The 21,030-nt window shown below is 58.9% G+C and carries 25 protein-coding genes; 11 read left to right on the forward strand and 14 right to left on the reverse strand.

The features are described 5' to 3' along the window. Positions 1–43 precede the first annotated feature (43 nt). The 5 genes from ACK6D9_RS19280 to ACK6D9_RS19300 all read left to right on the forward strand — a co-directional run bounded on the left by ACK6D9_RS19280 (position 44) and on the right by ACK6D9_RS19300 (position 3,337). The gene (locus ACK6D9_RS19280) at positions 44–946 is read left to right on the forward strand and encodes a DMT family transporter (protein WP_412049748.1); all 903 of its coding nucleotides are present in this window, start codon (positions 44–46) and stop codon (positions 944–946) included. A gap of 381 nt (positions 947–1,327) precedes the next feature. Further along, a complete protein-coding gene (locus ACK6D9_RS19285) occupies positions 1,328–1,570 on the forward strand; it encodes a DUF1344 domain-containing protein (RefSeq protein WP_322989356.1) in 243 nt (80 codons plus the stop codon). A 259-nt stretch (positions 1,571–1,829) separates the two neighbouring features. Next, a complete protein-coding gene (locus ACK6D9_RS19290) occupies positions 1,830–2,066 on the forward strand; it encodes a DUF1344 domain-containing protein (RefSeq protein ID WP_322989357.1) in 237 nt (78 codons plus the stop codon). Positions 2,067–2,419: 353 nt separating this feature from the next. Continuing rightward, the gene (locus ACK6D9_RS19295) at positions 2,420–2,632 is read left to right on the forward strand and encodes a cold-shock protein (RefSeq protein WP_322989358.1); all 213 of its coding nucleotides are present in this window, start codon (positions 2,420–2,422) and stop codon (positions 2,630–2,632) included. Between the two features lie 213 nt (positions 2,633–2,845). Beyond that, a complete protein-coding gene (locus tag ACK6D9_RS19300) occupies positions 2,846–3,337 on the forward strand; it encodes a BA14K family protein (protein ID WP_412049749.1) in 492 nt (163 codons plus the stop codon). A 136-nt stretch (positions 3,338–3,473) separates the two neighbouring features. On the opposite strand, the gene ACK6D9_RS19305 is transcribed toward ACK6D9_RS19300, so the two are convergent. From ACK6D9_RS19305 to ACK6D9_RS19315, 3 genes are all read right to left on the reverse strand, one after another. After that, the gene (locus tag ACK6D9_RS19305) at positions 3,474–4,121 is read right to left on the reverse strand and encodes an MBL fold metallo-hydrolase (protein WP_412049750.1); all 648 of its coding nucleotides are present in this window, start codon (positions 4,119–4,121) and stop codon (positions 3,474–3,476) included. A gap of 95 nt (positions 4,122–4,216) precedes the next feature. Further along, on the reverse strand, positions 4,217–5,095 hold the full coding sequence (locus ACK6D9_RS19310) for a mechanosensitive ion channel family protein (RefSeq protein ID WP_412051849.1): 879 nt from the start codon (positions 5,093–5,095) through the stop codon (positions 4,217–4,219). Positions 5,096–5,337: 242 nt separating this feature from the next. Then, the gene (locus ACK6D9_RS19315) at positions 5,338–5,796 is read right to left on the reverse strand and encodes an Lrp/AsnC family transcriptional regulator (RefSeq protein WP_412049751.1); all 459 of its coding nucleotides are present in this window, start codon (positions 5,794–5,796) and stop codon (positions 5,338–5,340) included. 157 nt (positions 5,797–5,953) lie between these two features. On the opposite strand from ACK6D9_RS19315, the gene hppD reads away from it, so the two are divergent. Next, the gene (hppD, locus tag ACK6D9_RS19320; protein ID WP_412049752.1) at positions 5,954–7,063 is read left to right on the forward strand and encodes a 4-hydroxyphenylpyruvate dioxygenase; all 1,110 of its coding nucleotides are present in this window, start codon (positions 5,954–5,956) and stop codon (positions 7,061–7,063) included. A gap of 553 nt (positions 7,064–7,616) precedes the next feature. Continuing rightward, entirely contained in the window at positions 7,617–7,889 is a 273-nt protein-coding gene (locus ACK6D9_RS19325; protein WP_412049753.1) for a hypothetical protein, read from the forward strand. A gap of 125 nt (positions 7,890–8,014) precedes the next feature. Here ACK6D9_RS19325 and ACK6D9_RS19330 read toward each other — a convergent pair whose 3' ends face one another. Next, complete coding sequence (locus tag ACK6D9_RS19330; RefSeq protein WP_412049754.1) at positions 8,015–8,905, reverse strand: branched-chain amino acid aminotransferase; 891 nt, start codon at positions 8,903–8,905, stop codon at positions 8,015–8,017. A 207-nt stretch (positions 8,906–9,112) separates the two neighbouring features. Here ACK6D9_RS19330 and ACK6D9_RS19335 point away from each other — a divergent pair, with 207 nt between their 5' ends. Together ACK6D9_RS19335 and ACK6D9_RS19340 are read left to right on the forward strand one after the other, a co-directional pair. Further along, positions 9,113–9,646: a MarR family winged helix-turn-helix transcriptional regulator gene (locus ACK6D9_RS19335; RefSeq protein WP_412049755.1), complete on the forward strand. Its 534-nt coding sequence runs from the start codon at positions 9,113–9,115 to the stop codon at positions 9,644–9,646. Beyond that, on the forward strand, positions 9,643–10,350 hold the full coding sequence (locus ACK6D9_RS19340; protein ID WP_322989962.1) for a response regulator: 708 nt from the start codon (positions 9,643–9,645) through the stop codon (positions 10,348–10,350). Before ACK6D9_RS19335 ends, ACK6D9_RS19340 begins: the two co-directional genes overlap by 4 nt. Positions 10,351–10,433: 83 nt before the next feature. Here ACK6D9_RS19340 and ACK6D9_RS19345 read toward each other — a convergent pair whose 3' ends face one another. From ACK6D9_RS19345 to ACK6D9_RS19365, 5 genes are all read right to left on the reverse strand, one after another. Next, positions 10,434–10,592 (reverse strand): hypothetical protein, encoded by a 159-nt coding sequence (locus ACK6D9_RS19345; protein WP_322989963.1) that lies wholly within the window; start codon positions 10,590–10,592, stop codon positions 10,434–10,436. 5 nt (positions 10,593–10,597) lie between these two features. Next, entirely contained in the window at positions 10,598–11,953 is a 1,356-nt protein-coding gene (locus ACK6D9_RS19350) for an amidase (protein WP_412049756.1), read from the reverse strand. Then, positions 11,943–13,361: a TRAP transporter large permease subunit gene (locus tag ACK6D9_RS19355; protein WP_322989965.1), complete on the reverse strand. Its 1,419-nt coding sequence runs from the start codon at positions 13,359–13,361 to the stop codon at positions 11,943–11,945. Before ACK6D9_RS19355 ends, ACK6D9_RS19350 begins: the two co-directional genes overlap by 11 nt. Further along, the gene (locus tag ACK6D9_RS19360) at positions 13,358–13,942 is read right to left on the reverse strand and encodes a TRAP transporter small permease subunit (RefSeq protein ID WP_412049757.1); all 585 of its coding nucleotides are present in this window, start codon (positions 13,940–13,942) and stop codon (positions 13,358–13,360) included. Before ACK6D9_RS19360 ends, ACK6D9_RS19355 begins: the two co-directional genes overlap by 4 nt. Positions 13,943–14,019: 77 nt before the next feature. Continuing rightward, a complete protein-coding gene (locus tag ACK6D9_RS19365) occupies positions 14,020–15,156 on the reverse strand; it encodes a twin-arginine translocation signal domain-containing protein (protein ID WP_322988102.1) in 1,137 nt (378 codons plus the stop codon). Between the two features lie 226 nt (positions 15,157–15,382). Between ACK6D9_RS19365 and ACK6D9_RS19370 the strand changes: the two genes are divergently transcribed. Beyond that, the gene (locus ACK6D9_RS19370; RefSeq protein ID WP_322988103.1) at positions 15,383–16,765 is read left to right on the forward strand and encodes an ATP-binding protein; all 1,383 of its coding nucleotides are present in this window, start codon (positions 15,383–15,385) and stop codon (positions 16,763–16,765) included. 47 nt (positions 16,766–16,812) lie between these two features. Here ACK6D9_RS19370 and ACK6D9_RS19375 read toward each other — a convergent pair whose 3' ends face one another. The 4 genes from ACK6D9_RS19375 to ACK6D9_RS19390 form a co-directional block, all read right to left on the reverse strand. Beyond that, a complete protein-coding gene (locus ACK6D9_RS19375) occupies positions 16,813–17,154 on the reverse strand; it encodes a tRNA-binding protein (RefSeq protein ID WP_412049758.1) in 342 nt (113 codons plus the stop codon). Positions 17,155–17,191: 37 nt separating this feature from the next. Next, positions 17,192–18,004, reverse strand: a complete 813-nt coding sequence (proC, locus tag ACK6D9_RS19380; RefSeq protein ID WP_412049759.1) for a pyrroline-5-carboxylate reductase — start codon at positions 18,002–18,004, stop codon at positions 17,192–17,194. A 1-nt stretch (position 18,005) separates the two neighbouring features. After that, positions 18,006–18,506, reverse strand: a complete 501-nt coding sequence (locus tag ACK6D9_RS19385; RefSeq protein ID WP_322988106.1) for a YbjN domain-containing protein — start codon at positions 18,504–18,506, stop codon at positions 18,006–18,008. A 454-nt stretch (positions 18,507–18,960) separates the two neighbouring features. After that, the gene (locus tag ACK6D9_RS19390) at positions 18,961–19,458 is read right to left on the reverse strand and encodes a lactoylglutathione lyase family protein (RefSeq protein WP_412049760.1); all 498 of its coding nucleotides are present in this window, start codon (positions 19,456–19,458) and stop codon (positions 18,961–18,963) included. Between ACK6D9_RS19390 and ACK6D9_RS19395 the strand changes: the two genes are divergently transcribed. Further along, positions 19,448–20,467 (forward strand): LysR family transcriptional regulator, encoded by a 1,020-nt coding sequence (locus ACK6D9_RS19395; RefSeq protein WP_412049761.1) that lies wholly within the window; start codon positions 19,448–19,450, stop codon positions 20,465–20,467. The genes ACK6D9_RS19390 and ACK6D9_RS19395 overlap by 11 nt on opposite strands. 205 nt (positions 20,468–20,672) lie before the next feature. On the opposite strand, the gene ACK6D9_RS19400 is transcribed toward ACK6D9_RS19395, so the two are convergent. Next, a complete protein-coding gene (locus ACK6D9_RS19400) occupies positions 20,673–20,993 on the reverse strand; it encodes an accessory factor UbiK family protein (protein WP_412049762.1) in 321 nt (106 codons plus the stop codon). Positions 20,994–21,030 lie beyond the last annotated feature (37 nt).

Here is a 21,030-nt window from a genome sequence, read left to right on the forward strand (position 1 = left end):
CTCGACTTTACATCTTTCAGCCTTTTTCGACCGGATCCATCCCATGCCCCGCCATCTCGCCAATCTGCTGTTATTGCTCGCCGGCGCAATCTGGGGCATGGGCTTTGTCGCACAGTCAACGGCGATGGACAGCATCGGCCCGTTTGTGTTCATCGGGCTGCGCTTTCTGGTGGCTGCCATCTTGCTCGCCCCCTTTGCCTTGCGGGAATCGCGTCGGGCGGCGCATCCGGTGGCACCAGCGCATCTGGCAGGCTTCGCGCTGATTGGCCTGACCCTGTTTGTGGCAATGGCGCTGCAACAGGTCGGGCTGACCATCACCACCGTGACCAATTCCGGATTTCTGACCGGGTTGTATGTGGTGTTCGTTCCCTTCATCACCCTGTTCGTGCTCGGTCAGCGGTTGCACCCGGTAATCTGGCCCGCGGTGCTGATGACCTTTGTCGGCATCTGGATGCTGGCCGGCGGCAGCCTCAGCGCGCTCAATGTCGGCGATCTGCTGACCATCGGTTGCGCTGTCTTGTGGGCGGTGCAGGTAATACTGGTCGGTCGCTATGTCGGCCCCAGCGGCCGCCCGCTGACCCTGTCCTTCATCCAGTTCGCGCTGGCTTCCGTGCTCGGCCTTGGCGTCGGCCTCGCTACAGAACCGTTCGAACTGACGCAGATTACCGCCGCACTGCCGGAGATCCTGTTCGCCGGCCTGTTTGCCACCGGGCTCGCTTTCACCTTCCAGGTGATTGGCCAGCGTTACACCACCGCGCCGCAGGCCGCGATCTTCCTGTCGACGGAATCGCTGTTTGCCGCCCTGTTCGGCGCCGTGGTGTTGGGCGAGCGGGTGCCGGCGCTCGGATATGTTGGCGGCTTGCTGATCTTTCTCGCCATTCTGCTGGCCGAACTCGGGCCGCTGGTCCGCACCACGCGCCACGCCCCCGGCCAGAAAACGCTGTAGCACGCCTATCTGCCGACCCCGTGCCACGGGACTTCCTGCCCGTCCGGCGCGCTGGATTTTGCAGTAATCGAAAACGGTCATCAGCGGTTGCGAGCAGGACGTGATCGATCGCACCTCGCCATGATGGTGATTGTGCCGCAATCGCGGCAAAATCGCGGCACGCTGAACCCTCTGATCCGCATGACAATTTGCCCTCGAAAATTCACTTGAAGGCCCATTGCAGACGCAAGAGCCTCACATTATGGCGCAATTATGTCGTTGTTTTTGTTGAATTTATTTACTTCATGTGATTTGCTCAAGCCGGCCATCGCCGCCTAGATTCACTGTGCACGCACCAATTCCGGTGCGCATGCAAGACCAAGCAAGACAGGGAACACGACGATGATGAAGATTGTAGTCACCGCAGTTTCAGTGATCACGCTGACCGGCTCCGCATTGGCCGGAGAGATCGAAGGTGTGGTCAGCAATTATGATCCGGCCACCCGCATGATCGTGCTCGAAAGCGGCGAAGCTTACCGACTCACCGACGGGGTTCAGCTTGATGGCCTTGAGCCTGGTGGAACCGTGGTCGTCACCTACAATGACGGCACAACCGACGCCACCTCTGTGGCAGTTAGCCAGTAGCCCGCTGGCAGAATTTCAAGGCACGGTTCCGGCACCTGTTTATGCGGGTTTGAAGGCCGCGCAGGAGCCGGAAAAACCAATATCGATCTAACTGGATCATGGCAAAATTACGCCAGTTTCGGCCTTGAAAAATATATCTTTTCACCGCTTGCGCCGGACATTTCTCCGGCGCATATCACCGCCGTCCCATCGGGTCCGATATAGCCCGGCAAATCTGCCGGCCGGTCCCGGATCGGGCTACCAACCTATGGAAAACACCATGAACAAGTTCGTTGCAATCGCATTCGCATCCGCAGCCATGATCTCAACCGCTTTCGCCGGCGAAATCGAAGGCGTCGTCACCAATGTTGACGCCACCACCGTAACGCTCGAATCCGGTGAAACCTTCACCGTGGTCGAAGGCGTGACACTGGACGGCGTCGAAGCTGGCCAGACCGTCTCCATCACTTTCAACGACGGCACCACCGAAGCCACCGAAATCACCGTCGCAGAATAATCGCAAAACACCGACCGGGCCGCGCGACGCGGCCCGGTCGGGCTGCGTCTGACGGCAAGAAACTTTTGCTTGCCAATTTTAGACAAAACACGCATTCTTGGCGTGTTCGGGCAATTTGCGAACACGGGAAGACCAGAAACATGCGAACCGAAGACGCACAAAAAACTTCGGGCGGCTGGGATGAAAGCCCTCATACCAAACGGTTTGAAAGGGCAAAGCTGTCTAAATCAGGACCTTTCCAAACACTTCAAGAACTGCCTGCCATAACCCCCGCGCCAATGCGGGATATGACATGACGCTCGCTGACCGGAAAACCTAGGGGAACCCGGGAGGCAATCAGAGGACCTGAGAGCATGGCCGAAACTGGTACCGTAAAATTCTTCAACGTCGACAAGGGCTTTGGCTTCATCAAACCCGACAATGGCGGAGCGGACATCTTTGTCCACATCTCCGCGGTGCAGGCTTCCGGCCTGACAGGATTGGAAGAAAACCAGAAGGTATCCTTCGACACCGAGCCCGATCGCCGCGGCAAGGGACCGAAGGCAGTCAATCTGCAAATCGCCTGAACAGCATCAGCGCGACCCTAACGAAAAGCCCGGCGATGCATAATCGCCGGGCTTTTTTGTGCGCCGGCCATTGCCGCCGGAATTTCGTCTGACAACCATATTGCGATTTCGTTCAGCCACGGTTCAGCTTCACCCCGATAGGGTTCAAGCAAGCCGGAAGTGCCGGCGACAAACGGGCTAAGCTCCCGCACCGTCACCCGAAAGGACGTTCAGATGTTCCCCTTCGCCAAGAAACTCGGTATCCTGATGCTCACTGCGACAACCGCGATCGCCCCCCTCACGGTGACGACTGCGCAGGCTGGTGAGCGCAACTGGCAGCGTCACCAATCCCGCCAGGTTGATGATCGCAGCCATCATTACAATGATCGTAAATATTCCAAGCAGCAGCAGCGGCGCCACCAGCAGCGCCCGGTCAACCGTCAGCACCGCGACAACAACAATGATGATGTGGTCCTCGGCATTATCGGTCTGGGTGTCGGCGCCATCATCGGCGGCGCAATCGCCAACAGCAACAACAACAACCCGCGTGTGATTTATCAGCAGCCACGCGTGCGCGACCACGTGCAGTCCGCGAGCGGCGGCAGATACGAACCCTGGAGCAACTCCTGGCTGCGTTACTGCTCCGACAAGTACCGGTCGTTCAACGCCTCGACCGGCACTTATCGCGGCTATGACGGAAACGACCATTTCTGCGTCGTCAATTGAGATCAAGTGGTTCGGGCAAACGATACGCCCGGGCCTGACACAACAAAGCAAAACGCCGCGTGCTGGATCCAGCGCGCGGCGTTTTGTCGTCGGGTTCGGTAAGGCCAGGCGGGCGCTCGCAGCCTGCCGCCCTGCCCTACAGGCCTTTGAGAAACGGATTGTTGCGACGTTCGTCGCCAATCTTGCCGCCGGGGCCGTGACCGCAGATAAAACCGATCTCGTCACCGAGCGGCAGCACCTTGTCACGGATTGAATCAAGCAGCGCCTGATGATCGCCACCCGGCAGGTCGGTGCGCCCGATCGAGCCGGCAAACAGAACATCGCCAAGGTGGGCAAACCCTTCCTTGCGGTTGAAGTAGATCACATGACCAGGCGCATGGCCGGGCGTGTGGTAGACTTCGAATTCATGTTCGCCGAACGAGACCTTGTCACCATCCTTGAGCCACTGGTCAGGCACGACGTTGCGAACATTCATTTCCAGCCCGAACATCTTTGCCTGCGCCTCCAGCCCGGAAAGCAGCGGCAGATCATCCTCATGCGGGCCGATGATCTGGACCTTGAGTTTTTCGCGCAACTCATCGGCGCCGCCGGCATGATCGATATGGCCATGGGTGAGCCAGATCGCCTCGATGGTAATCCCGTTTTCGTCGATAGTCTGCAGGATCACGTCGACATCGCCGCCCGGGTCGATCACCACGCCGGACTTGCTGTCATCATCGAACAGGATCGTGCAATTCTGCTGGAATGAGGTGACCGGGATGATGCCCGCGCGCAGATTGCCCATGATGATTTTCCCAATTGATCTTGATTCGGTGCCGCGCAAAGTGAACGCCAGACGCACCATTGTCACCCCCTCGCCGGTGCGAGGCAGCCAGGTGTTTATTGCTGATCCGGTTTCTCGATTGCCAGCGACCCTGAATAGGAAATCTGCGGGAACGGAATCGATATGTTGTTTTCATCGAAGGCGATCTTGGCAGCCTTGGTCATGTCACGACTGGTCGCCCACCAGTCCGCGGAGCTGGTCCAGTAACGCAAGGTTACCGAAACCGCGCTGTCGCCAAGCTCGGAGACAAACGCATCGGGTTCCGGATCGGGCAATATCCGTTCCTCTGCACGGGCCAAGTCCATCAGCACGCTCTGGGCTTTTTCGATGTCATCCTCGTAGCCGATACCGATGACAAGATCATAACGCCGTTCCGGCCGCCGCGAGAAATTCGTCACCGGCACGTTCCACAACAGCGAATTGGGCACCATCCGGTACAGCCCGTCAAAAGTTTTCATTTCGGTGGCAAATAGTCCTATTTCCTGAACAGTGCCGGCAATACCGCCGGCATCGACATATTCACCGACACGGAACGGCCGCAACACCAGCAGCATGATCCCGGCGGCGATGTTCTGCAAAGTGCCTTGAAGCGCCAGGCCGATCGCCAGGCCGGCAGCACCCAGCGCGGTGATGATCGACGCCGTCTGCACCCCGAACTGGCCTAGCACCATGACGGCGACCACCACCAGCACCGCATAGCGGACAAACACCGAAAAGAAGCCGACAACCGTTTCATCGACACGGCGCGTGCGTGTGAGCAAGGTGCGGACCCAGCGACCGAGCAACCGCGAGATGATCCAGCCGGCGATCAGTATCACGATCGCCCCCAGCACCGACACCGAATAGGTCAGCACCAAGAGTTGAAAACTCTTCAAGGCCTCGCTCCCGGAATCCCAGAATTGCGTCAGGTGGAAATCCGATGCCACGGTCTTCATTTCATCCATGCTGTGTCAAAACCCCTTGATTTGCCGCAAGCCTAACGTACCCAGTTGCAGGCGCAACAGGACCTGGCAACAGCTTGAACCAATACATCCCTTTCTTCGCACAGATGATCCCATCTGAGCGCGACATGGATTGGAAACCGCCAGCCCCACCCGGCTTGTCTACGTTCCGCTCCAGATAGGAGACCCGGGCTGAATGTAAAGCAGCAAAGAGCCACGACCACCGCCCGCATCGCTCAGACCGGCAGGGCACCGCCTTCCTTGAGGGTATCGAGCACGATCGCGGTCTTGACGTGCTGAACCGATTCATGCGGCAGCAGCACGTCGCTGACAAAGGCCGACAGCCCGCGAAGATCCGGGGTTACCACCTTGATGATGTAATCCATCTCGCCGGTCAGCGAATAGGCTTCGAGCACTTCCGGCAAACCGCCGACCAATCGCGCAAAGCGCTGGGCATTGTCACGATTGTGGGTCGCCAGCGTCACCGTGATCAGGTTGACGATACCAACACCAAGCTTTTCGCGGTCGAGATCGGCGCGGTAGCCCTTGATGAACCCCTCCTGCTCCAGCCGGGTGCGGCGCCGCGAGCATTGCGAGGCGGACAGATTGACCTTCTGCGACAACTCGTTGTTGGTCAGTCGGCCATCCTGCTGCAGCAGCCTGAGCAACTTGCGATCGAATTCATCCAGACGCACACCAAGCCTCCATTATCGTTTTTTGTGCACGATTCATGCGCAAATTGATCCACCTGCGCGCTGTATGCATGCACCTTGCGGTCAATATGCGTCATCATCTGCACGAGTCAACAAGTGCGGACAATCAAGATCCGCACGAGCATAGAGGAGTGACAAGATGGGTCCGTTCCCCCACGACGCGCCACGCGCAGAGATTTCGGAAGACAACCCGGCCGGCACCAACGGATTCGAATTTGTCGAATTCGCCCACCCCGAACCCGAAAAGCTGGAAGCGCTGTTTGCCCGCATGGGCTATCAGCCGGTGGCCCGTCACCGCACCAAGGCGATCACTGTCTGGCGCCAGGGCGACATCAACTACATTCTCAATGCTGAAAAGGGCTCGTTTGCCGACCGCTTCGTCGCCGTCCATGGCCCCTGCGCACCGTCAATGGCCTGGCGCGTCGCCGACGCCAAAAAGGCACTCGCCCATGCGGTCTCGAAAGGGGCTGAAGAATATACCGGCAATGACAAGACGCTTGATGTACCGGCGATTGTCGGCATTGGCGGGTCGCTGCTTTATTTCGTCGACACCTGGGGCGACGAAGGCTCACTCTATGATGCAGATTTCGACTGGATGGGCGAGCGCGATCCGAAGCCCGAAGGCGCAGGCTTCTACTATCTCGACCACCTGACCCACAATGTCATCCGCGGCAACATGGACAAGTGGTGGGATTTCTACTGCGACCTGTTCAACTTCAAGCAGATCCATTTCTTCGACATCGAAGGCAAGCTCACCGGCCTGGTCTCCCGCGCCATCACCTCGCCCTGCGGCCGGATCCGCATCCCGCTCAACGAGTCCACTGACGACAAGAGCCAGATCGAGGAGTTCCTGCGCAAATATAATGGCGAGGGCATCCAGCACATCGCCGTGGGCACCGATGACATTTACGCAGCGACCGACTGGATCGCCGACAAGGGCGTCAAGTTCATGCCCGGCCCGCCCGATACCTATTACGAACAGTCCAGGACCCGGGTGCACGACCATGACGAGCCGATTGACCGCTTGAAGAAATACGGCATCCTGATTGACGGCGAAGGTGTGATTGATGGCGGCATGACCAAGATCCTGTTGCAGATCTTCTCCAAGACCGTGATCGGGCCGATCTTCTTCGAATTCATCCAGCGCAAGGGCGATGAAGGCTTCGGCGAAGGCAACTTCCGCGCCTTGTTTGAATCGATCGAGGAAGACCAGATCCGCCGCGGCGTGCTGACCGACGCTGCCGAATAAATCAGTACCGCAGGTAAAGACGCGAATATGAAAACCCCGCCGGAAACTCGGCGGGGCTTCTCCTACTAAACCTCGGCTATTTTAAGTAATGCAGTGCAATCATCAGGAACGGCATTGCAATTGTTGCCAAATTTGCCATCACCTGGAAGGAATCGCGAGTCATTTCGCCTCCAACGTTGAACTTAAGAGCCCGCTTTCATATAATCGCGACTCCCCTATTCAGCACGGACAGAAAGTGTTCTGTTCGCGGTTTAATCCGCTTGCTCCCATAATAGAGTATCGGATGCAGTCTGACTAACATTCGTGTTTAAGAGATGTTAGCAACTCATAAATGTAGTATTTTGATCGATATTTTTCCAGTGCCGGGACAAAAGAGCGCGCCCACGCCTTAATTGAGTCGATCGAGGAAAACCAGATCCGCCGCGGGGTGCTGACCGACGCTGCCGAATAACCCATGTACGACTGCAGGCCGGAATTGACTTTAATGTCTTTCCGGCCTCCACTCTTGTTCCGTCACGGTCGGACGGCAGAAAACAACGAGAGGAATCATGTAATGGAAGCTCTTCTTCCCATTATTATTCAACTGGTCGGCGGCGCGATCGGCGGCAATGCTGTTGGCGCAGCACTTAAACAAGCAGCGTTGAGCCCTGTTGGTCGATCCGTCATTGGCGCGGTCGGTGGTGTCGGCGGCGGTTTACTGCTCAGCGTACTTGGCGGTGACATGGGTGCCTTGTCAGGCGCGCTCGGCGATGCCGTCGGTGGCGTTGCCGGTGGCGGCGTGCTGGCCGGCATTGTCGGCATGGTGATGAGCAGCATGAAGAAATAGAGCACCGTTCATCTGGAAACCAATAAGGGCGGCTTCCTTTCGGAATGCCGCCCTTATTCATTCCATCAGGCCAACCGCCGGCGCCCCGGTACAAGCGCCGGCCGGCCTGCAGGCGATGCCGAAACTTATTCGGCAGCTGCCTGTTTGGGTTGAACCTCAGCCATATAGTCATTGACCAGATTACGGGCGATTTCGCCGACCGTAAAGCTGTGCGGCCCGATTTCAGAAACCGGCGTCACCTCGGCGGCAGTGCCGGTCAGGAAACATTGCTCGAAGCTGTCGAGTTCGTCCGGCAGGATTGCCCGCTCGATCACTTCATAGCCGCGCCTTTTGGCCAGATCGATTACCGTGCGACGGGTGATGCCATCGAGGAAACAGTCCGGCGTCGGCGTATGAATTTTGCCGTCCTTGACAAAGAACACGTTGGCGCCGGTGGCTTCGGCCACCTGGTCGCGCCAGTCGAGCATCAGGGCATCGGCATAGCCGCGCTCCTCGGCGCGATGCTTGGACAGCGTGCAGATCATGTAAAGCCCGGCGGCCTTCGAGCGCGACGGCGCCGTGCGCGGATCCGGACGGCGGTATTCGGCGATGTCGAGGCGAATCCCCTTCATACGCTCTTCCGGCTTGAAATAGCTCGGCCATTGCCAGATGGCGATGGCTAGGTTGATGCGGTTTTTCTGCGCCGAGACGCCCATCATCTCCGAACCGCGCCAGGCGATCGGCCTTACATAGGCATCAGTAAAGCCCTGCCGCGCCAGCAGTTCGATGCAGGCCTGATCGATTTCGGCAACACTGTAGGGAATCTTGAAGCCGAGGATTTCACCCGACGTGTGCAGTCGTTCGGTATGTTCGGTCAGCTTGAAGATCTCGCCGCCATAGGCCCGCTCGCCCTCGAACACGGCGCTGGCGTAATGCAGGCCGTGGGTCAGCACGTGGATCTTGGCATCCTTCCACGGCACGAACGCGCCGTTGAACCAGATTTCGCCTTCGAGTTGATCAAAAGGTACGGACGCCATCTCGTTTCCTCCGGGCGGCCTGCCGCCGCGATACTGATTATGTAAAGCCGGTGTCGGTGACCGTGAGGCCAGGCGCCGCAAACAGGCGTCGGAAACGGGCATTGGCAAGCCGGCGGACGGGGCCAACTTGCCTCGCGCGCATTTCAAAGCTAGCAATCACAGCAAATTATGTCAACATAACTGACATATTCGAAAGGAAAGATCGCCATGAGCCATAACGGCGCAATCAATCCCGACTCAGACGAGATTCTCACCAAGCCGATGAAGGAAATCGAGGGCATCGATTTCGAGATCATCGAGCTGTTGTTCTTCGCTTATCGCGACTTCACTTCCGATCCCGACGCAATCCTCGACCGATCCGGTTTCGGCCGCGCCCATCACCGTATCGTTCACTTCGTCAACCGCGAGCCTGGACTGACCGTGGCGGCGCTGCTGGAGACGCTCAAGATCACCAAGCAGTCGCTGGCGCGGGTGCTCAAGCAGCTTATCGACAGCGGCTATATTACCCAGATCGCCGGCCCCGAAGACCGGCGTCAGCGCCGGCTCTACCCCACCGATCGCGGCCGCAAACTGGCGCTGGAACTGGCAAGGCCACAGTCTCGCCGCATCGCCCATGCACTGCAAAACCTTGATGACAATGGCCGTCAGGCGGTAACAGCATTTCTGTCAGGCATGATAAACTCCGAACCAGGCTGCGAGACCAAGGGCCGTTACGAGGCGAAACAGGAGCATACCCGATGATTACTCCATTGCCGGGCGATGATGCAGCCCACTTGCTCGTCGTCGATGACGACACCCGTATCCGCGATCTGCTCTCGCGCTATCTGACCGAACAGGGGTTTCGGGTTACCACCGCCGCCGACGCAGCCGAAGCCCGGCGCAAGCTCGATGGTATCGATTTCGATCTGCTGATCATCGACGTGATGATGCCGGGCGAAAGCGGCCTGTCGCTGACCCGCTCGCTACGCGAGATCAAGACAGTGCCGATCCTGATGCTGACGGCACTCGCCGAAGGCGACGCCCGGATCGACGGACTTGAAGCCGGCGCCGACGACTACCTGCCAAAACCTTTCAACCCGCGCGAGCTGGTGCTCAGGATCAACAACATTCTCAAGCGCGGCGGCCAGCCGGCCACACCCAAGGTCGAGCAGGTGGTGTTCGGCCCCTACACCTTCATCATCGCCCGTCGCGAGTTGAAGAAATCCGGCGAGGTCGTCCGGCTCACCGATCGCGAGCGCGAAATCATGGTCACCTTCGCCGAGAATGCCGGCGAAACCGTGCCACGCCATGAACTCGTCAGCGGCGACATCGAGGTCGGCGAACGCACCATCGACGTACAGATCAACCGCCTGCGCCGCAAGATCGAGGAGGATCCGGCCAACCCGGTCTGGCTGCAAACCGTCCGCGGCATCGGCTACCGGTTGAGCGTGGAGACAACCGCCTGATGCATGCGTCCATAAGGATCAATTTGGACGATACCGTAGCTGTATGCTTCGAACTGATACAGCGCGATGGATAGAACGGTACGTTAGGGCGCCGGCCGTTTGTGGATGAACAGGTCGTAGAAAGCCATCGCCACCGTGATCGCGACGATAGCGCCGAGATCAAACCTTGGCAGCTTGAAGACCAGCACACCGAGAAAGCCGCAAAGCACGATGAAGGCGATGATCGTGAGAATCCGTTCCATGGTCGTTAGTCTCCCTGGCCGTCGGTTTCGAGATGCTTCACCAGCCACCTGGCGGTTCTGAGCAGGCGGCCGTCGCCGCCGCGCGGTCCGACAAGTTGCACACCCATCGGCATTCCATCCGCATCGGAAAACAGCGGCAAGGTGACGGCTGGCGTGCCACACAGCGTCCAGATGGCATTAAACACCGGATCGCCTGTACTCTCCAGTCCCCTTGGTGCGGAGCCGGGTGCGGCGGGTGTGATTATTGCGTCGCAGCGCTGAAAAATCTCGCCGAGCGCAGCATAGAGGTAATCAGGCCAGTCAAGCGCCGCAATGTAGTCGCGCGCCGGCATCCTGCTGCCCCTCTCGAGAGACTCGGAGAGTTGCGGCGACAACCGGTCGCCGCCGTCACGGGCGTAGCGATGGTAGCATTTGGACATTTCCGCCAGATTGATCCGCTCGCGCATGCCAGCCGCTTCATCGAAGGCATCAGGTAGACCGATCTCGAAACAGCCCTCCCCCAGATGTTCGGCTAATTCCTCCATCGCCAGTTGGCAGGCCTCGGTGGCCTTGTGCCAGTAAGGCGTACGGACAAACACAAATTGTGGTCGCACCGGCGCCTCGGTTGACGCAATCGCGAGCAGCCGTGGATGTGGCGCCGGCATTGTCGCCTTGTCGAGGTCATCATGGCCGAACAGTACCTCGGCTAGCAACGCCGCGTCTTCGACCGACCGCGCGAAGACACCGATCCGGTCAAGTGTTGGCGATTGCGCCAGTACGCCGGTGCGCGGGATGCTGCCCGTCGACGGCAGGAAGCCGGTGACGCCGCAGAAGGCGGCAGGCCGGATCACCGAACCGCCTGTCTGGGTGCCGACGGCCAGCGGCACCATGCCCGCGGCAACTGCAGCGGCAGAGCCCGAGGACGAGCCCCCGGGCGTATGTGCCGGATTGACCGGATTGCGTGTCTTGCCCGGATGCATCAGCGCAAGTTCGGTGGTGACCGTCTTGCCGATGATGATGGCGCCCGCCGCCCGCAGCTTCTCAACGATCACCGCGTCGCGCTCGGGAACGCGGCCGGCGTCGAGCACGGTGCCGTTGGCGGTCGGAATGCCGCGGGTGTCGATGATGTCCTTCAACGCCACCGGCAGACCGTGCAACGGCCCGATGGGCCGGCCCGATTTGCGGTGTGCGTCCGCGCCTTCGGCCTGGCGCATGGCGAAATCTGCATCGAACCACTCGAATGCCTGGATTTCACCCTCCACGGCTGCAATCCGGTCGAGACAGCCTCGCATATAGTCGGTGGCGCTCAGCGCACCGCTGGCCATCCTGTCCCGCGCCTCTAAAGCACTCAGGCCAATTATAGCCATCGGATCAATGGCCATAGAAGCGTTCCGGCAGGTAGTAGACGATCTGCGGGTAGGCATACATCAGCGCCATGCAGATGAAGACCATCAACAAGAACGGCATGACCCCGGTGAAGATCTGCGTCAGTTTCACCTCCGGTGGCGCTATCCCCTTGAGATAATAGGCTGACATGGCCATCGGTGGCGTTAGGAACGATGTCTGCAGATTGAGCGCGACAAGAATGCCGAAGAACAGTGGATCAATGTCGAACATCGCCAACAGCGGCAGGAAGATCGGCACGAAGATGATGATGATCTCCGACCATTCCAGCGGCCATCCCAGAAGGAAAATGATCAATTGCGCCAGAAGCAGGAACTGGAACGGTGTCAGGTCCAGACCCGTGACAAATTCCGAGATAACCTGTTCGCCGCCCAGATACGAAAACACCGAGGAGAAGACGTAGGAGCCGACAAACAGCCAGCACACCATCGCCGTGGTCCGCACCGTCAGATAAACGCTTTCACGCAGCCGCTGCCAAGTCATGGCCCGATAAGCGATAGCGAGACCCATGCCGCCGAGCGCACCAATCGACGCGGCCTCAGTTGGTGTTGCCAGGCCGAACAAGATCGAGCCCAGCACCGCCATGATCAGAAACGCCAGCGGAAAGAACGAAGTGGCGATCAGGAACAGCAACCGGCCCATCGGAACATCTGGCACTTCGTCGTCGGTCGGCCGTGGCGCAACGCTTGGCTGCAGCAGCGAACGGCCGACAATATAAATCAGGTACAGACCGACGAGGGTAAAGCCGGGCAGAAGCGCGCCGGCATAGAGCTTGACGATGGAAACCCCCGACGCCGCCGCGTAAACAATCAGCATGATCGAGGGAGGAATCAGGATGCCGAGCGTGCCACCGGCGCAGATGATGCCCGAGGCGAAGGCCGGGTCGTAGCGTGCTTTCAGCATCGCAGGCAACGCCAGAAGGCCCATCAGCGTAACCACGGCGCCAACAATGCCGGTGGCGGTAGCAAACAATGCGCAGGTGATCAGCGCCGCAACGCCCATCGATCCGGGAATCCGCTTGGAGGCAAGATTGAGGGTCGAAAACAGCCGGTCGACGATGTTGGCGCGCTCGACGATGTACCCCATGAACAGGAACAACGGCACCGCAGTCAGCACCTCGTTGGACATCACCGTATAGGTCTGGTTGATGAAGAGGTCGAAGATGCGGTTGTTAAACAGCCCATCTATCCAGAGGGATACGCTGTCCCAGGTGCTCGCCAACTCATCGAGGCGAAAATAGGAGCGCCACATCCGTGACGGATCGAAATAAGCGTAGTAGCCAAAGCCGATGCCCATGGCCATCAGCGTAAAAGCGATCGGAAAGCCCAGGAACACCATGAAGATGAACAGGCCCAGCATCATCAGGGCAATTTGGGGATCGGTCATATGTGTCCGCCAGTTTCGGCCTCATCGGCCCTTTTCATCATCAGGTCTTCAGTCTCGCGCACGTCTTCATCGGCCTCGATCCATTCGCCGGTGCGTATGCAGACAATGCAGCGGAAAACCTGGGCTATCCCCTGGATGAACAAGAGAATGCCCGCAGCCATGATCACCGTCTTGAACTGGTAGATCGGGATACCCGCGGGACTGTTGACGCTGACCTCTCCATAACTCCAGGAACGCGAGGCATATTTCCAGCCGGTCACGATCAACGCCGTAACCCCGGGAAAGAAGAACAGCAGATAAAGCGCCAGATCCACTCTCGCCTGAGTCCGCGGACGCCAGAGACGATAGATAAAGTCACCCCGCACATGACCGCCGCGCGACAGCGTGTAGGCACCGCCCATCATGAACAGCGATCCGTACATGATAAAGGAGATGTCGAGCGCCCAGGGCGTGGGGGCGTTGAAGAGGTAACGCGAGACGACTTCATATCCCGTGCCAAAGGACATCATGATGATCAGCCAGGCGAAAGCCTTGCCGAAGACCGCCGACAAGGTGTCAGCAAAACGGATATATTGAATCATGTTCAACCACTTTTCCGAGCCAGAGAGATCCGGCGGACATTGTCCGCCGGATCATTACAGCAATTAACCGGTCAGGTTTACATCTTCAGCTTGCCCGGGAAGTAGTGCTCATAGGCCAGGCCCAGGTCCGGCGCGTTCATCAGCTCGTAATAGGCGACCTGTTCGACCCATGCGCGCTGGCTGTCCATGACCTTCTTGTTGAAGGCATCGGCTTCCAGATCGGTAATGAGCGTATCCCAGGCGTCCAACTGCGCTGCAAGGATTTCCTTCGACGTGCGATGCACCGTGACGCCGTCATCGGACTGCAGTTCCGCCAGGTCCTTCGAATACTCGCGCATTGCAAGCGCCAGGTTCGACGTGGCTGAGGCCTCGACACCATATTTCAGGATCGCCTGAAGGTCTGGCTCGAGATCATCCATGAAGTCCTTGTTGAAGATGAACTCGAACGCTTCCGACGCCTGGTGGTAGGACGACAGATAGTAGTTCTTGGCCACATCCTGAGCGCCGAACCGGCGGTCAGACGAAGGGTTGTTGAACTCGAAGGCGTCGATCACGCCGCGTTCCATGGACGGAACGATTTCGCCGCCCGGAAGCTGGGCGACGGACATGCCCATCGACTGCAGCAGATCGGCTGCCAGGCCGACGGTGCGATACTTGAACCCCTGGATATCGGCGACTGTATTCACTTCGCCCTTGAACCAGCCGAACGGCTGCGCGGGCATCGGCATGCCCATATAGCCATAGACATTGAGGCCAAGCACATCCTGCGTCAGTTCGCGGTAAAGCTCTGCACCACCGCCCTGATAGAACCAGCCGAGCATTGTCGTGGCCGAGCCACCGAAGACCGGGCCGGTGCCGAAGAACGATGCTGCCTTGGATTTGCCGTACCAGTAGACCGGCACCGTGTGAGCTGCATCAATGACACCATCGTTGCAGGCATCCATGACTTGGAACGCGCCGACGATCGCGCCGGCCGGCAGAAGGTCAATCTGCAGGCGTCCGCCCGACATTTCCTCCACACGGGTGGTATATTCGCGCGCAAAGTCCATCCAGATGTCGGAGGCAGGCCATGAAGTCTGCATCTTCACCACCAATGGCGCCTGCGCCAGCACTGCCGGTGCCGACAAGGCGCCCACGGCGGCCACGCCGCCAAGCGCCGAGCCCTTTTTCAAAAACGACCGTCGCGAAACGGATTTTTCGATGTGATCTTCCATAACAAATCCTCCCAGTTCGTTCATTCACACTTCAACATATGAAATATCATGCAACTCGGTTGAAATGGCAAGCCGATGCTCGCGGTCTTGAGAAAATAGATATTCAATGGCGATATGTGAACCGCTTTTCCACAAACCCTAGCCGTCCTCCCCCGCTCGACGCTATAAGCAATCAGGCGGCCGGTCTCGCCGAAACATAGACCAGCCGGGAATGAGGCGCCAGAGCATGACCAGTTTCGATTCCATTCGCCGGGAGTATGAGCGCTACCCCCCGAGCGGCATTCGCCGCCTGACACGTTGGTTTACCAGGCGGATTCCCACCAGACTCTATGCCCGCGCCCTGCTGATCATCATCATTCCGATGGTGCTGTTGCAGTCGGTGATCGCCTTTGTGTTCATGGAGCGGCACTGGCAGACGGTCACGCAGCGGCTGTCGATGGCGGTCACCCGCGACATCGCCGCAATCATTGATGTGCTGGATACATTTCCGCAGGACACCACCTACGAAAACATCATCCGAATCGCCCGCGAGCGGCTGGAACTGTCGATCGCCATCGAGCCCGCCGGCGATCTGCCGCCGCCGCGACCGAAGCCGTTTTTCTCGATTCTCGACCAGATTCTCTCCGAGGAGATCACTCGCCAGATCAAGCTGCCGTTCTGGATCGACACGGTCGGCAATTCCAATATTGTCGAGGTGCGGATCAAGCTCGAGGACAAGATCCTCAGGATCTTCGCCAAACGCAGCCAGGCTTACGCATCCAACACCCATATCTTCCTGTTGTGGATGGTCGGCACCTCGCTGGTGCTGCTGGGCATCGCCATCCTGTTTCTGCGCGGCCAGATCCGTCCGATCCTGAAACTTACCCAGGCAGCAGAAAGTTTCGGCAAGGGCCAGCGCATGCCCGACGATTTCCGTCCGCGCGGCGCCGACGAAGTGCGGCGCGCCGGCCTTGCCTTCATCAAGATGCGCGAACGCATCGAGCGCCAGATCGAGCAGCGGACCGCCATGCTGTCGGGTGTCAGCCACGATCTGCGCACCATCCTCACCCGCTTCCGCCTGCAACTGGCGCTGGTCAGCGACGGACCCGAACTCGACGCCCTCAACAAGGATATCGACGACATGCAGTCGATGCTCGACAGCTACCTTTCCTTCGCCCGCGGCGAGGCCGAGGAGGATGTCGGCACCATGAGCCTGAACGACACGGTCGAGAAAGTGGCCGCCGACGGCAGGCTGCGCGGCGCCAATGTGTCGGTGACAGTGGAAGGCGACGACGCAATCAATGTGCGGCCCAACGCCTTTGGCCGGCTTCTCACCAATCTTGTTTCAAACGCCTCGCGCTATGCTGACGAGGTGGCAATCCAGGTGCAGAACCGCGGCAGATGGCTGACCATCACCATCGACGACGATGGTCCGGGAATTCCGGTCGAGGCGCGCGAGGATGTGTTCAGGCCATTCTATCGCCTGGATGAATCGCGCAACCAGGATGAAACCGGAACCGGGCTGGGACTGGCCATCGTCCGCGACATTGCTCGCAGCCATGGTGGTGACGTGATGCTGTCCGACAGCCCGATGGGTGGTCTGCGCGCCACGGTACGCCTGCCTGTCTGAACGGCGATGATGGCAACCGGATCGGCAATGCGAACCCGATGTCGGTGCTAAATCAACCGCGCGCCGTCAGGCACATTCTTGTCGGTAGCAGCCAGCACGATGGCGCCATTGGTGTCGGCAAAACCCAGCGTCAGCACTTCGGACATGAACGGCCCGATCTGGCGCGGTGGAAAATTGACCACGGCCAGAACCTGGCGTCCGACCAGCGATTGCGGTGTGTAGTGCTCGGTGATCTGCGCCGAGGATTTCTTTTCGCCAATCTCCGGTCCGAAATCGATCTTCAGCTTGATCGCCGGCTTGCGCGCCTCGGGAAACGGTTCTGCAGAAATCACGGTGCCCGTGCGGATGTCGACTTTCTCGAAATCATCCCAGGCGATGGTCTGGCTCATGATAAAGTCCTGCTAGCTCTGCTCAAAAACTGGCGGCTCAGCCGGCCAACTCGCGCGATCGATCAGCGGCAGCCTTCAGCGCTGTGTCGAACAGCGGCTGCATGCCGTCCTCGGCCATCAGCACGGCCAGCGCCGCAGCGGTGGTTCCGTTGGGCGATGTCACCTTCTGGCGCAACGTTGCCGCGCCGTCCGGAGACCGGTGCATCAGTTCACCAGCCCCCGTGACGGTCGCGCGCGCCAGGCGCATGGCGAGGTCCGCCGGCAGGCCGCATTTCCGGCCTGCCTCTGCCATGCACTCGACAAGATAAAACACATAGGCCGGGCCGCTGCCCGACACCGCCGTGACCGCATCGATCAAGGCTTCGTCGTCGAGCCATTCAACCGGGCCGCAGACTGACAGCAACCGATCGATCTCGACCTTGGCTTCTGCGCTGACCGCCGCGTTGGCAACTGCACCGGTAATGCCGCGGCCAACCATAGCCGGAGTGTTGGGAATCGAGCGCACCACAGCGCCGCCCAGATGCTGTTCAAAATAGGCGATGGTCTTGCCCGCCGCGATTGACAGGCTGACAGTCTGCGGGCCGACCAACCCGGTCAGCCCCGGCAGCACCGCGTCCATCATCTGAGGCTTGACCGCAAGCATCAGCACACCCGCTGTCACGCCTGCGGGCGGAGCGCTTTCGCAACGCACGCCGGCCTTGACCAGCCGCTGCGCCATCGCTTCAGATGGTTTGGGATCGATAACCAGGATCGACGCCGGATCGGTGCCTGCGTCAAGCCAACCATTGAGCATGGCGCCGCCCATATTGCCTGCGCCGACGAGAACCAGAGGTGCCGAAGGCGAAATCATCTCAGGCCTCGCCCTTGGTTTCAAACATCACCGCAGTCATCGCCGAGTGCGCATCCATGCCCGACCAGACAACAAACTGAAACGCCTGGAAATAGGCTTCGCAGGAATCAAGCGCATTGGACAAAAGCACCTCGACCTGCCGATTTGTGGGCTCCGCGCCGCCGGCCAGCAACAGCGATTGACGGAAGATGATCACGTGCTCCTGCTGCCACAGATCGAAATGCCCCATCAATACCTGGCCGTTGACATGCGAAAGCAGCCTCATCACTTCAGTGACGCGGACATCGGGAACCTTGATGTCGAAGGCGCTGGCAATATGCAGCGCTTCGCAATCTTCCATCCAGGAAAACGAGACATGGTAGTCGGTCCAATGGCCCTCGACAGTCATGGCGATTTCATGTTCGCCCGAACGCTCGAACGTCCAGTCATTCGCCGCCGCCACGAATTCGATCATGTCTACTGGATTGGAATGTCGTTCGAATTCGATATTACTGAGATTCATGCCCCACCTAGTTCCCTTTGGCGCCGTGCGTCCCGCTTCCCGCGGCATCCGCAAACACGCAATTCCTGCACGATTCGACCGCCTTCCCTAGGAGCCCGCAACCGCAACTCCCACCGGGGCTGTTTGCCACCCGATCCGAATCATCATTTAGAATCAGTGTATAAATGCAGAGTCCGAGCGCCAGTCCCCCTGCTGCATTTTGTCGAGCCAAGCCTGTGGACGACGTTACCAAACTGATTCCGCCGTGACTCATAACCGACTCACGCAAAAGGCTTTTTGTTGTTCGGACCTCAGTGGATTGCCTGTGCAAAAAAACCTTGGATTGTCTGACCCGTTATCAGTCCGCCTCATCCGGTCGTCACGGTTATCTTGCCGGAGGCCGCGAAAGGCCCAAAATGCCAAAAGCCAAAGCCGGCAAATTGCACGGCTTTGGCGAGAGTCACGGCGACGCCGGTCAGGCGTAGGCGCCGGCCGAATAAGTCAATTCATAGCTGTGGCTGTAGAGTTCGAAGACAATGCCGAACGGGTCTTCGACATAGACCATCCGATACGGTTTACCCTCGGGGAAATATTTCCGCACCGGCATCCGCTGCTTGCCGCCGGCGGCGACGATACGCTCCAGAAGTGCTTCCAGATTCGGGTCCTGGATGGCGAAATGAAACATACCGTGCTGACGAAACGCCATATTGTCCTCGGGCGCCTGATGGCCATCGAATTCAAACAGTTCAATTCCAATTCGGTCTGCCGTGGCCAGATGCGCAATTCGCAACCGCTTCCAATCGGGACCAAACACGTCGGTGCACATGCGGCCGATGTCGCTGTCATCCTCGACAACCTCGGTCGGCGCCATGATGGTATAGAACCCGAGCACTTCGGTGTAAAACTTCACAGCGGCATCGAGATCGGGAACGGATAGACCGATATGCGAAAAACTTCTGGGAGTGGGCAGCATCTTCTGCTCCTTGTGTTTGAGGGATACCGCAAAGATAGGCTTGCCTTCTCAGCAATTGAAATTATCATTCGTTCAGATTTTAATAACGCATTGTAATGACATGCTGAACGCTCAATGGCTCGAGACTTTCACCGTTCTCTGCGAAACTGCACACTTCACCAGTGCTGCAAACCTTCTCGGCATGACCCAGCCGGGCGTGTCCCAGCATTTGCAAAAGCTTGAGCAACAAGTCGGACAAACGCTGATCTCGCGGGAGCGGAAAAGCTTCAGCCTGACACCCGCCGGCGAGGCTGTACTGGCGATCGGTCAGGCACGGCGGCTAGAGGAGCGAGCGCTGCTTGAGGCAATCCACAGCGATGCGCCTGATACCGGCGGTGTCGCCATTGCCTGCTCGGGCAGTTTCGCGATGCTGCTGTACCCGCAACTGTTGCCATTGATGTTAGATGCGCCGCGCCTGACGGTCCGGCTGGAAGCTGCGCCCCGCGACAACATCGTCAGCGGGATTCTCGAGCGCCGGTTTGATCTCGGTGTCATCGACCACAAACCGGAGCACCCCCGGCTGGAGGCTATTCGCCTCGGAGAGGAGGAACTCTGCCTCATCCTCCCGGTCGGAAGTGCGCCAACCCCGATCCGATTCGAGGATCTCGATGCGCGGGGATTTGTCGCCCATCCTGACGGATTGGCCTACGCCGATGAACTGTTCACCCTTAACTTCCCAAATGAATTCCGGGGCGCTGACCGTCTGCACATTCGCGCCTTCATCAACCAGATCAGCCAGATCCCTGCGCCGGTAGCCCATGGAGTTGGTTACACCCTGTTGCCCCACAGCGGCGTCGATGCGTTTCATCACCGCAAAAAACTGAAAATTGTAAAACTGCCCAAAGCCCGGCGTCATGAATTGTGGCTGACATTTTTGCGTGGAAGGCAAATGCCGGCGCGGCTTGCCCGTGTCACCGGCATCATCAAGGAGGTCGCCGAAAGACTGGCCCCCTCCGAACCCGAGAACTGACGCCTCAAAACATGCGCTAGATTCCCCTGAAACAGGGCAGAACCCGGTCTCATAGAGTATGCGGGCATCCAATTGGATGCGCAAACGACGCAGTAACACCCTGAAAGTAAGTATTGACCACCAGGCAGCGGCCGACAATGTACGGTCGCCTTCATCCACAGACGTCGACATTCTTCGTGAAACGAGAGCGACGAGGCCGGTTGGCTCAGGTCTTCTTGCGTGGTGCCCGCTTGGACGCAGCCGGCTTTGCCATCGCGGCATCGTCAGCGGACGGCTTTTCATCCAGCTTCGCTTCAAGCGCTGCGAGACGAGCGGCGAGCGCGTCGTTTTCCTCGCGCGCCTTGACCGCCATATCGCGAACCGCTTCGAATTCCTCGCGCTTGACCAGATCCATCGAGTTCATCAGCCGCTCGAGCTGACTGCGCATGGCGGTTTCCGCTTCGCGGCGCAAACCCTGGGTGGCGCCCGCCGCGTCGGTCATCAGCTTGGCGAGTTCGTCGAGAAATCGGTTCGGTCCGCTGGTCATGGTCCTCATCCCTTTTGTCGGGGCTGGTGGGGTCAAA

The organism is Hoeflea sp. Naph1 (assembly GCF_046837775.1).
Lineage (GTDB): Bacteria > Pseudomonadota > Alphaproteobacteria > Rhizobiales > Rhizobiaceae > Hoeflea.

Coding starts and splice junctions, on each gene's coding strand:
- ACK6D9_RS19390 (WP_412049760.1), bottom strand. CDS start 19,458: ATGCTGCCCACTCCCAGAAGTTTTTCGCATATCGGTCTATCCGTTCCC.
- ACK6D9_RS19385 (WP_322988106.1), bottom strand. CDS start 18,506: ATGAATCTCAGTAATATCGAATTCGAACGACATTCCAATCCAGTAGAC.
- ACK6D9_RS19345 (WP_322989963.1), bottom strand. CDS start 10,592: ATGGAACGGATTCTCACGATCATCGCCTTCATCGTGCTTTGCGGCTTT.
- ACK6D9_RS19370 (WP_322988103.1), top strand. CDS start 15,383: ATGACCAGTTTCGATTCCATTCGCCGGGAGTATGAGCGCTACCCCCCG.
- ACK6D9_RS19330 (WP_412049754.1), bottom strand. CDS start 8,905: ATGGCGTCCGTACCTTTTGATCAACTCGAAGGCGAAATCTGGTTCAAC.
- ACK6D9_RS19335 (WP_412049755.1), top strand. CDS start 9,113: ATGAGCCATAACGGCGCAATCAATCCCGACTCAGACGAGATTCTCACC.
- ACK6D9_RS19285 (WP_322989356.1), top strand. CDS start 1,328: ATGATGAAGATTGTAGTCACCGCAGTTTCAGTGATCACGCTGACCGGC.
- ACK6D9_RS19350 (WP_412049756.1), bottom strand. CDS start 11,953: ATGGCCATTGATCCGATGGCTATAATTGGCCTGAGTGCTTTAGAGGCG.
- hppD (WP_412049752.1), top strand. CDS start 5,954: ATGGGTCCGTTCCCCCACGACGCGCCACGCGCAGAGATTTCGGAAGAC.
- ACK6D9_RS19325 (WP_412049753.1), top strand. CDS start 7,617: ATGGAAGCTCTTCTTCCCATTATTATTCAACTGGTCGGCGGCGCGATC.
- ACK6D9_RS19375 (WP_412049758.1), bottom strand. CDS start 17,154: ATGAGCCAGACCATCGCCTGGGATGATTTCGAGAAAGTCGACATCCGC.
- ACK6D9_RS19355 (WP_322989965.1), bottom strand. CDS start 13,361: ATGACCGATCCCCAAATTGCCCTGATGATGCTGGGCCTGTTCATCTTC.
- ACK6D9_RS19365 (WP_322988102.1), bottom strand. CDS start 15,156: ATGGAAGATCACATCGAAAAATCCGTTTCGCGACGGTCGTTTTTGAAA.
- ACK6D9_RS19340 (WP_322989962.1), top strand. CDS start 9,643: ATGATTACTCCATTGCCGGGCGATGATGCAGCCCACTTGCTCGTCGTC.
- ACK6D9_RS19290 (WP_322989357.1), top strand. CDS start 1,830: ATGAACAAGTTCGTTGCAATCGCATTCGCATCCGCAGCCATGATCTCA.
- ACK6D9_RS19280 (WP_412049748.1), top strand. CDS start 44: ATGCCCCGCCATCTCGCCAATCTGCTGTTATTGCTCGCCGGCGCAATC.
- ACK6D9_RS19360 (WP_412049757.1), bottom strand. CDS start 13,942: ATGATTCAATATATCCGTTTTGCTGACACCTTGTCGGCGGTCTTCGGC.
- ACK6D9_RS19310 (WP_412051849.1), bottom strand. CDS start 5,095: ATGAAGACCGTGGCATCGGATTTCCACCTGACGCAATTCTGGGATTCC.
- ACK6D9_RS19300 (WP_412049749.1), top strand. CDS start 2,846: ATGTTCCCCTTCGCCAAGAAACTCGGTATCCTGATGCTCACTGCGACA.
- ACK6D9_RS19400 (WP_412049762.1), bottom strand. CDS start 20,993: ATGACCAGCGGACCGAACCGATTTCTCGACGAACTCGCCAAGCTGATG.
- ACK6D9_RS19295 (WP_322989358.1), top strand. CDS start 2,420: ATGGCCGAAACTGGTACCGTAAAATTCTTCAACGTCGACAAGGGCTTT.
- proC (WP_412049759.1), bottom strand. CDS start 18,004: ATGATTTCGCCTTCGGCACCTCTGGTTCTCGTCGGCGCAGGCAATATG.
- ACK6D9_RS19305 (WP_412049750.1), bottom strand. CDS start 4,121: ATGGGCAATCTGCGCGCGGGCATCATCCCGGTCACCTCATTCCAGCAG.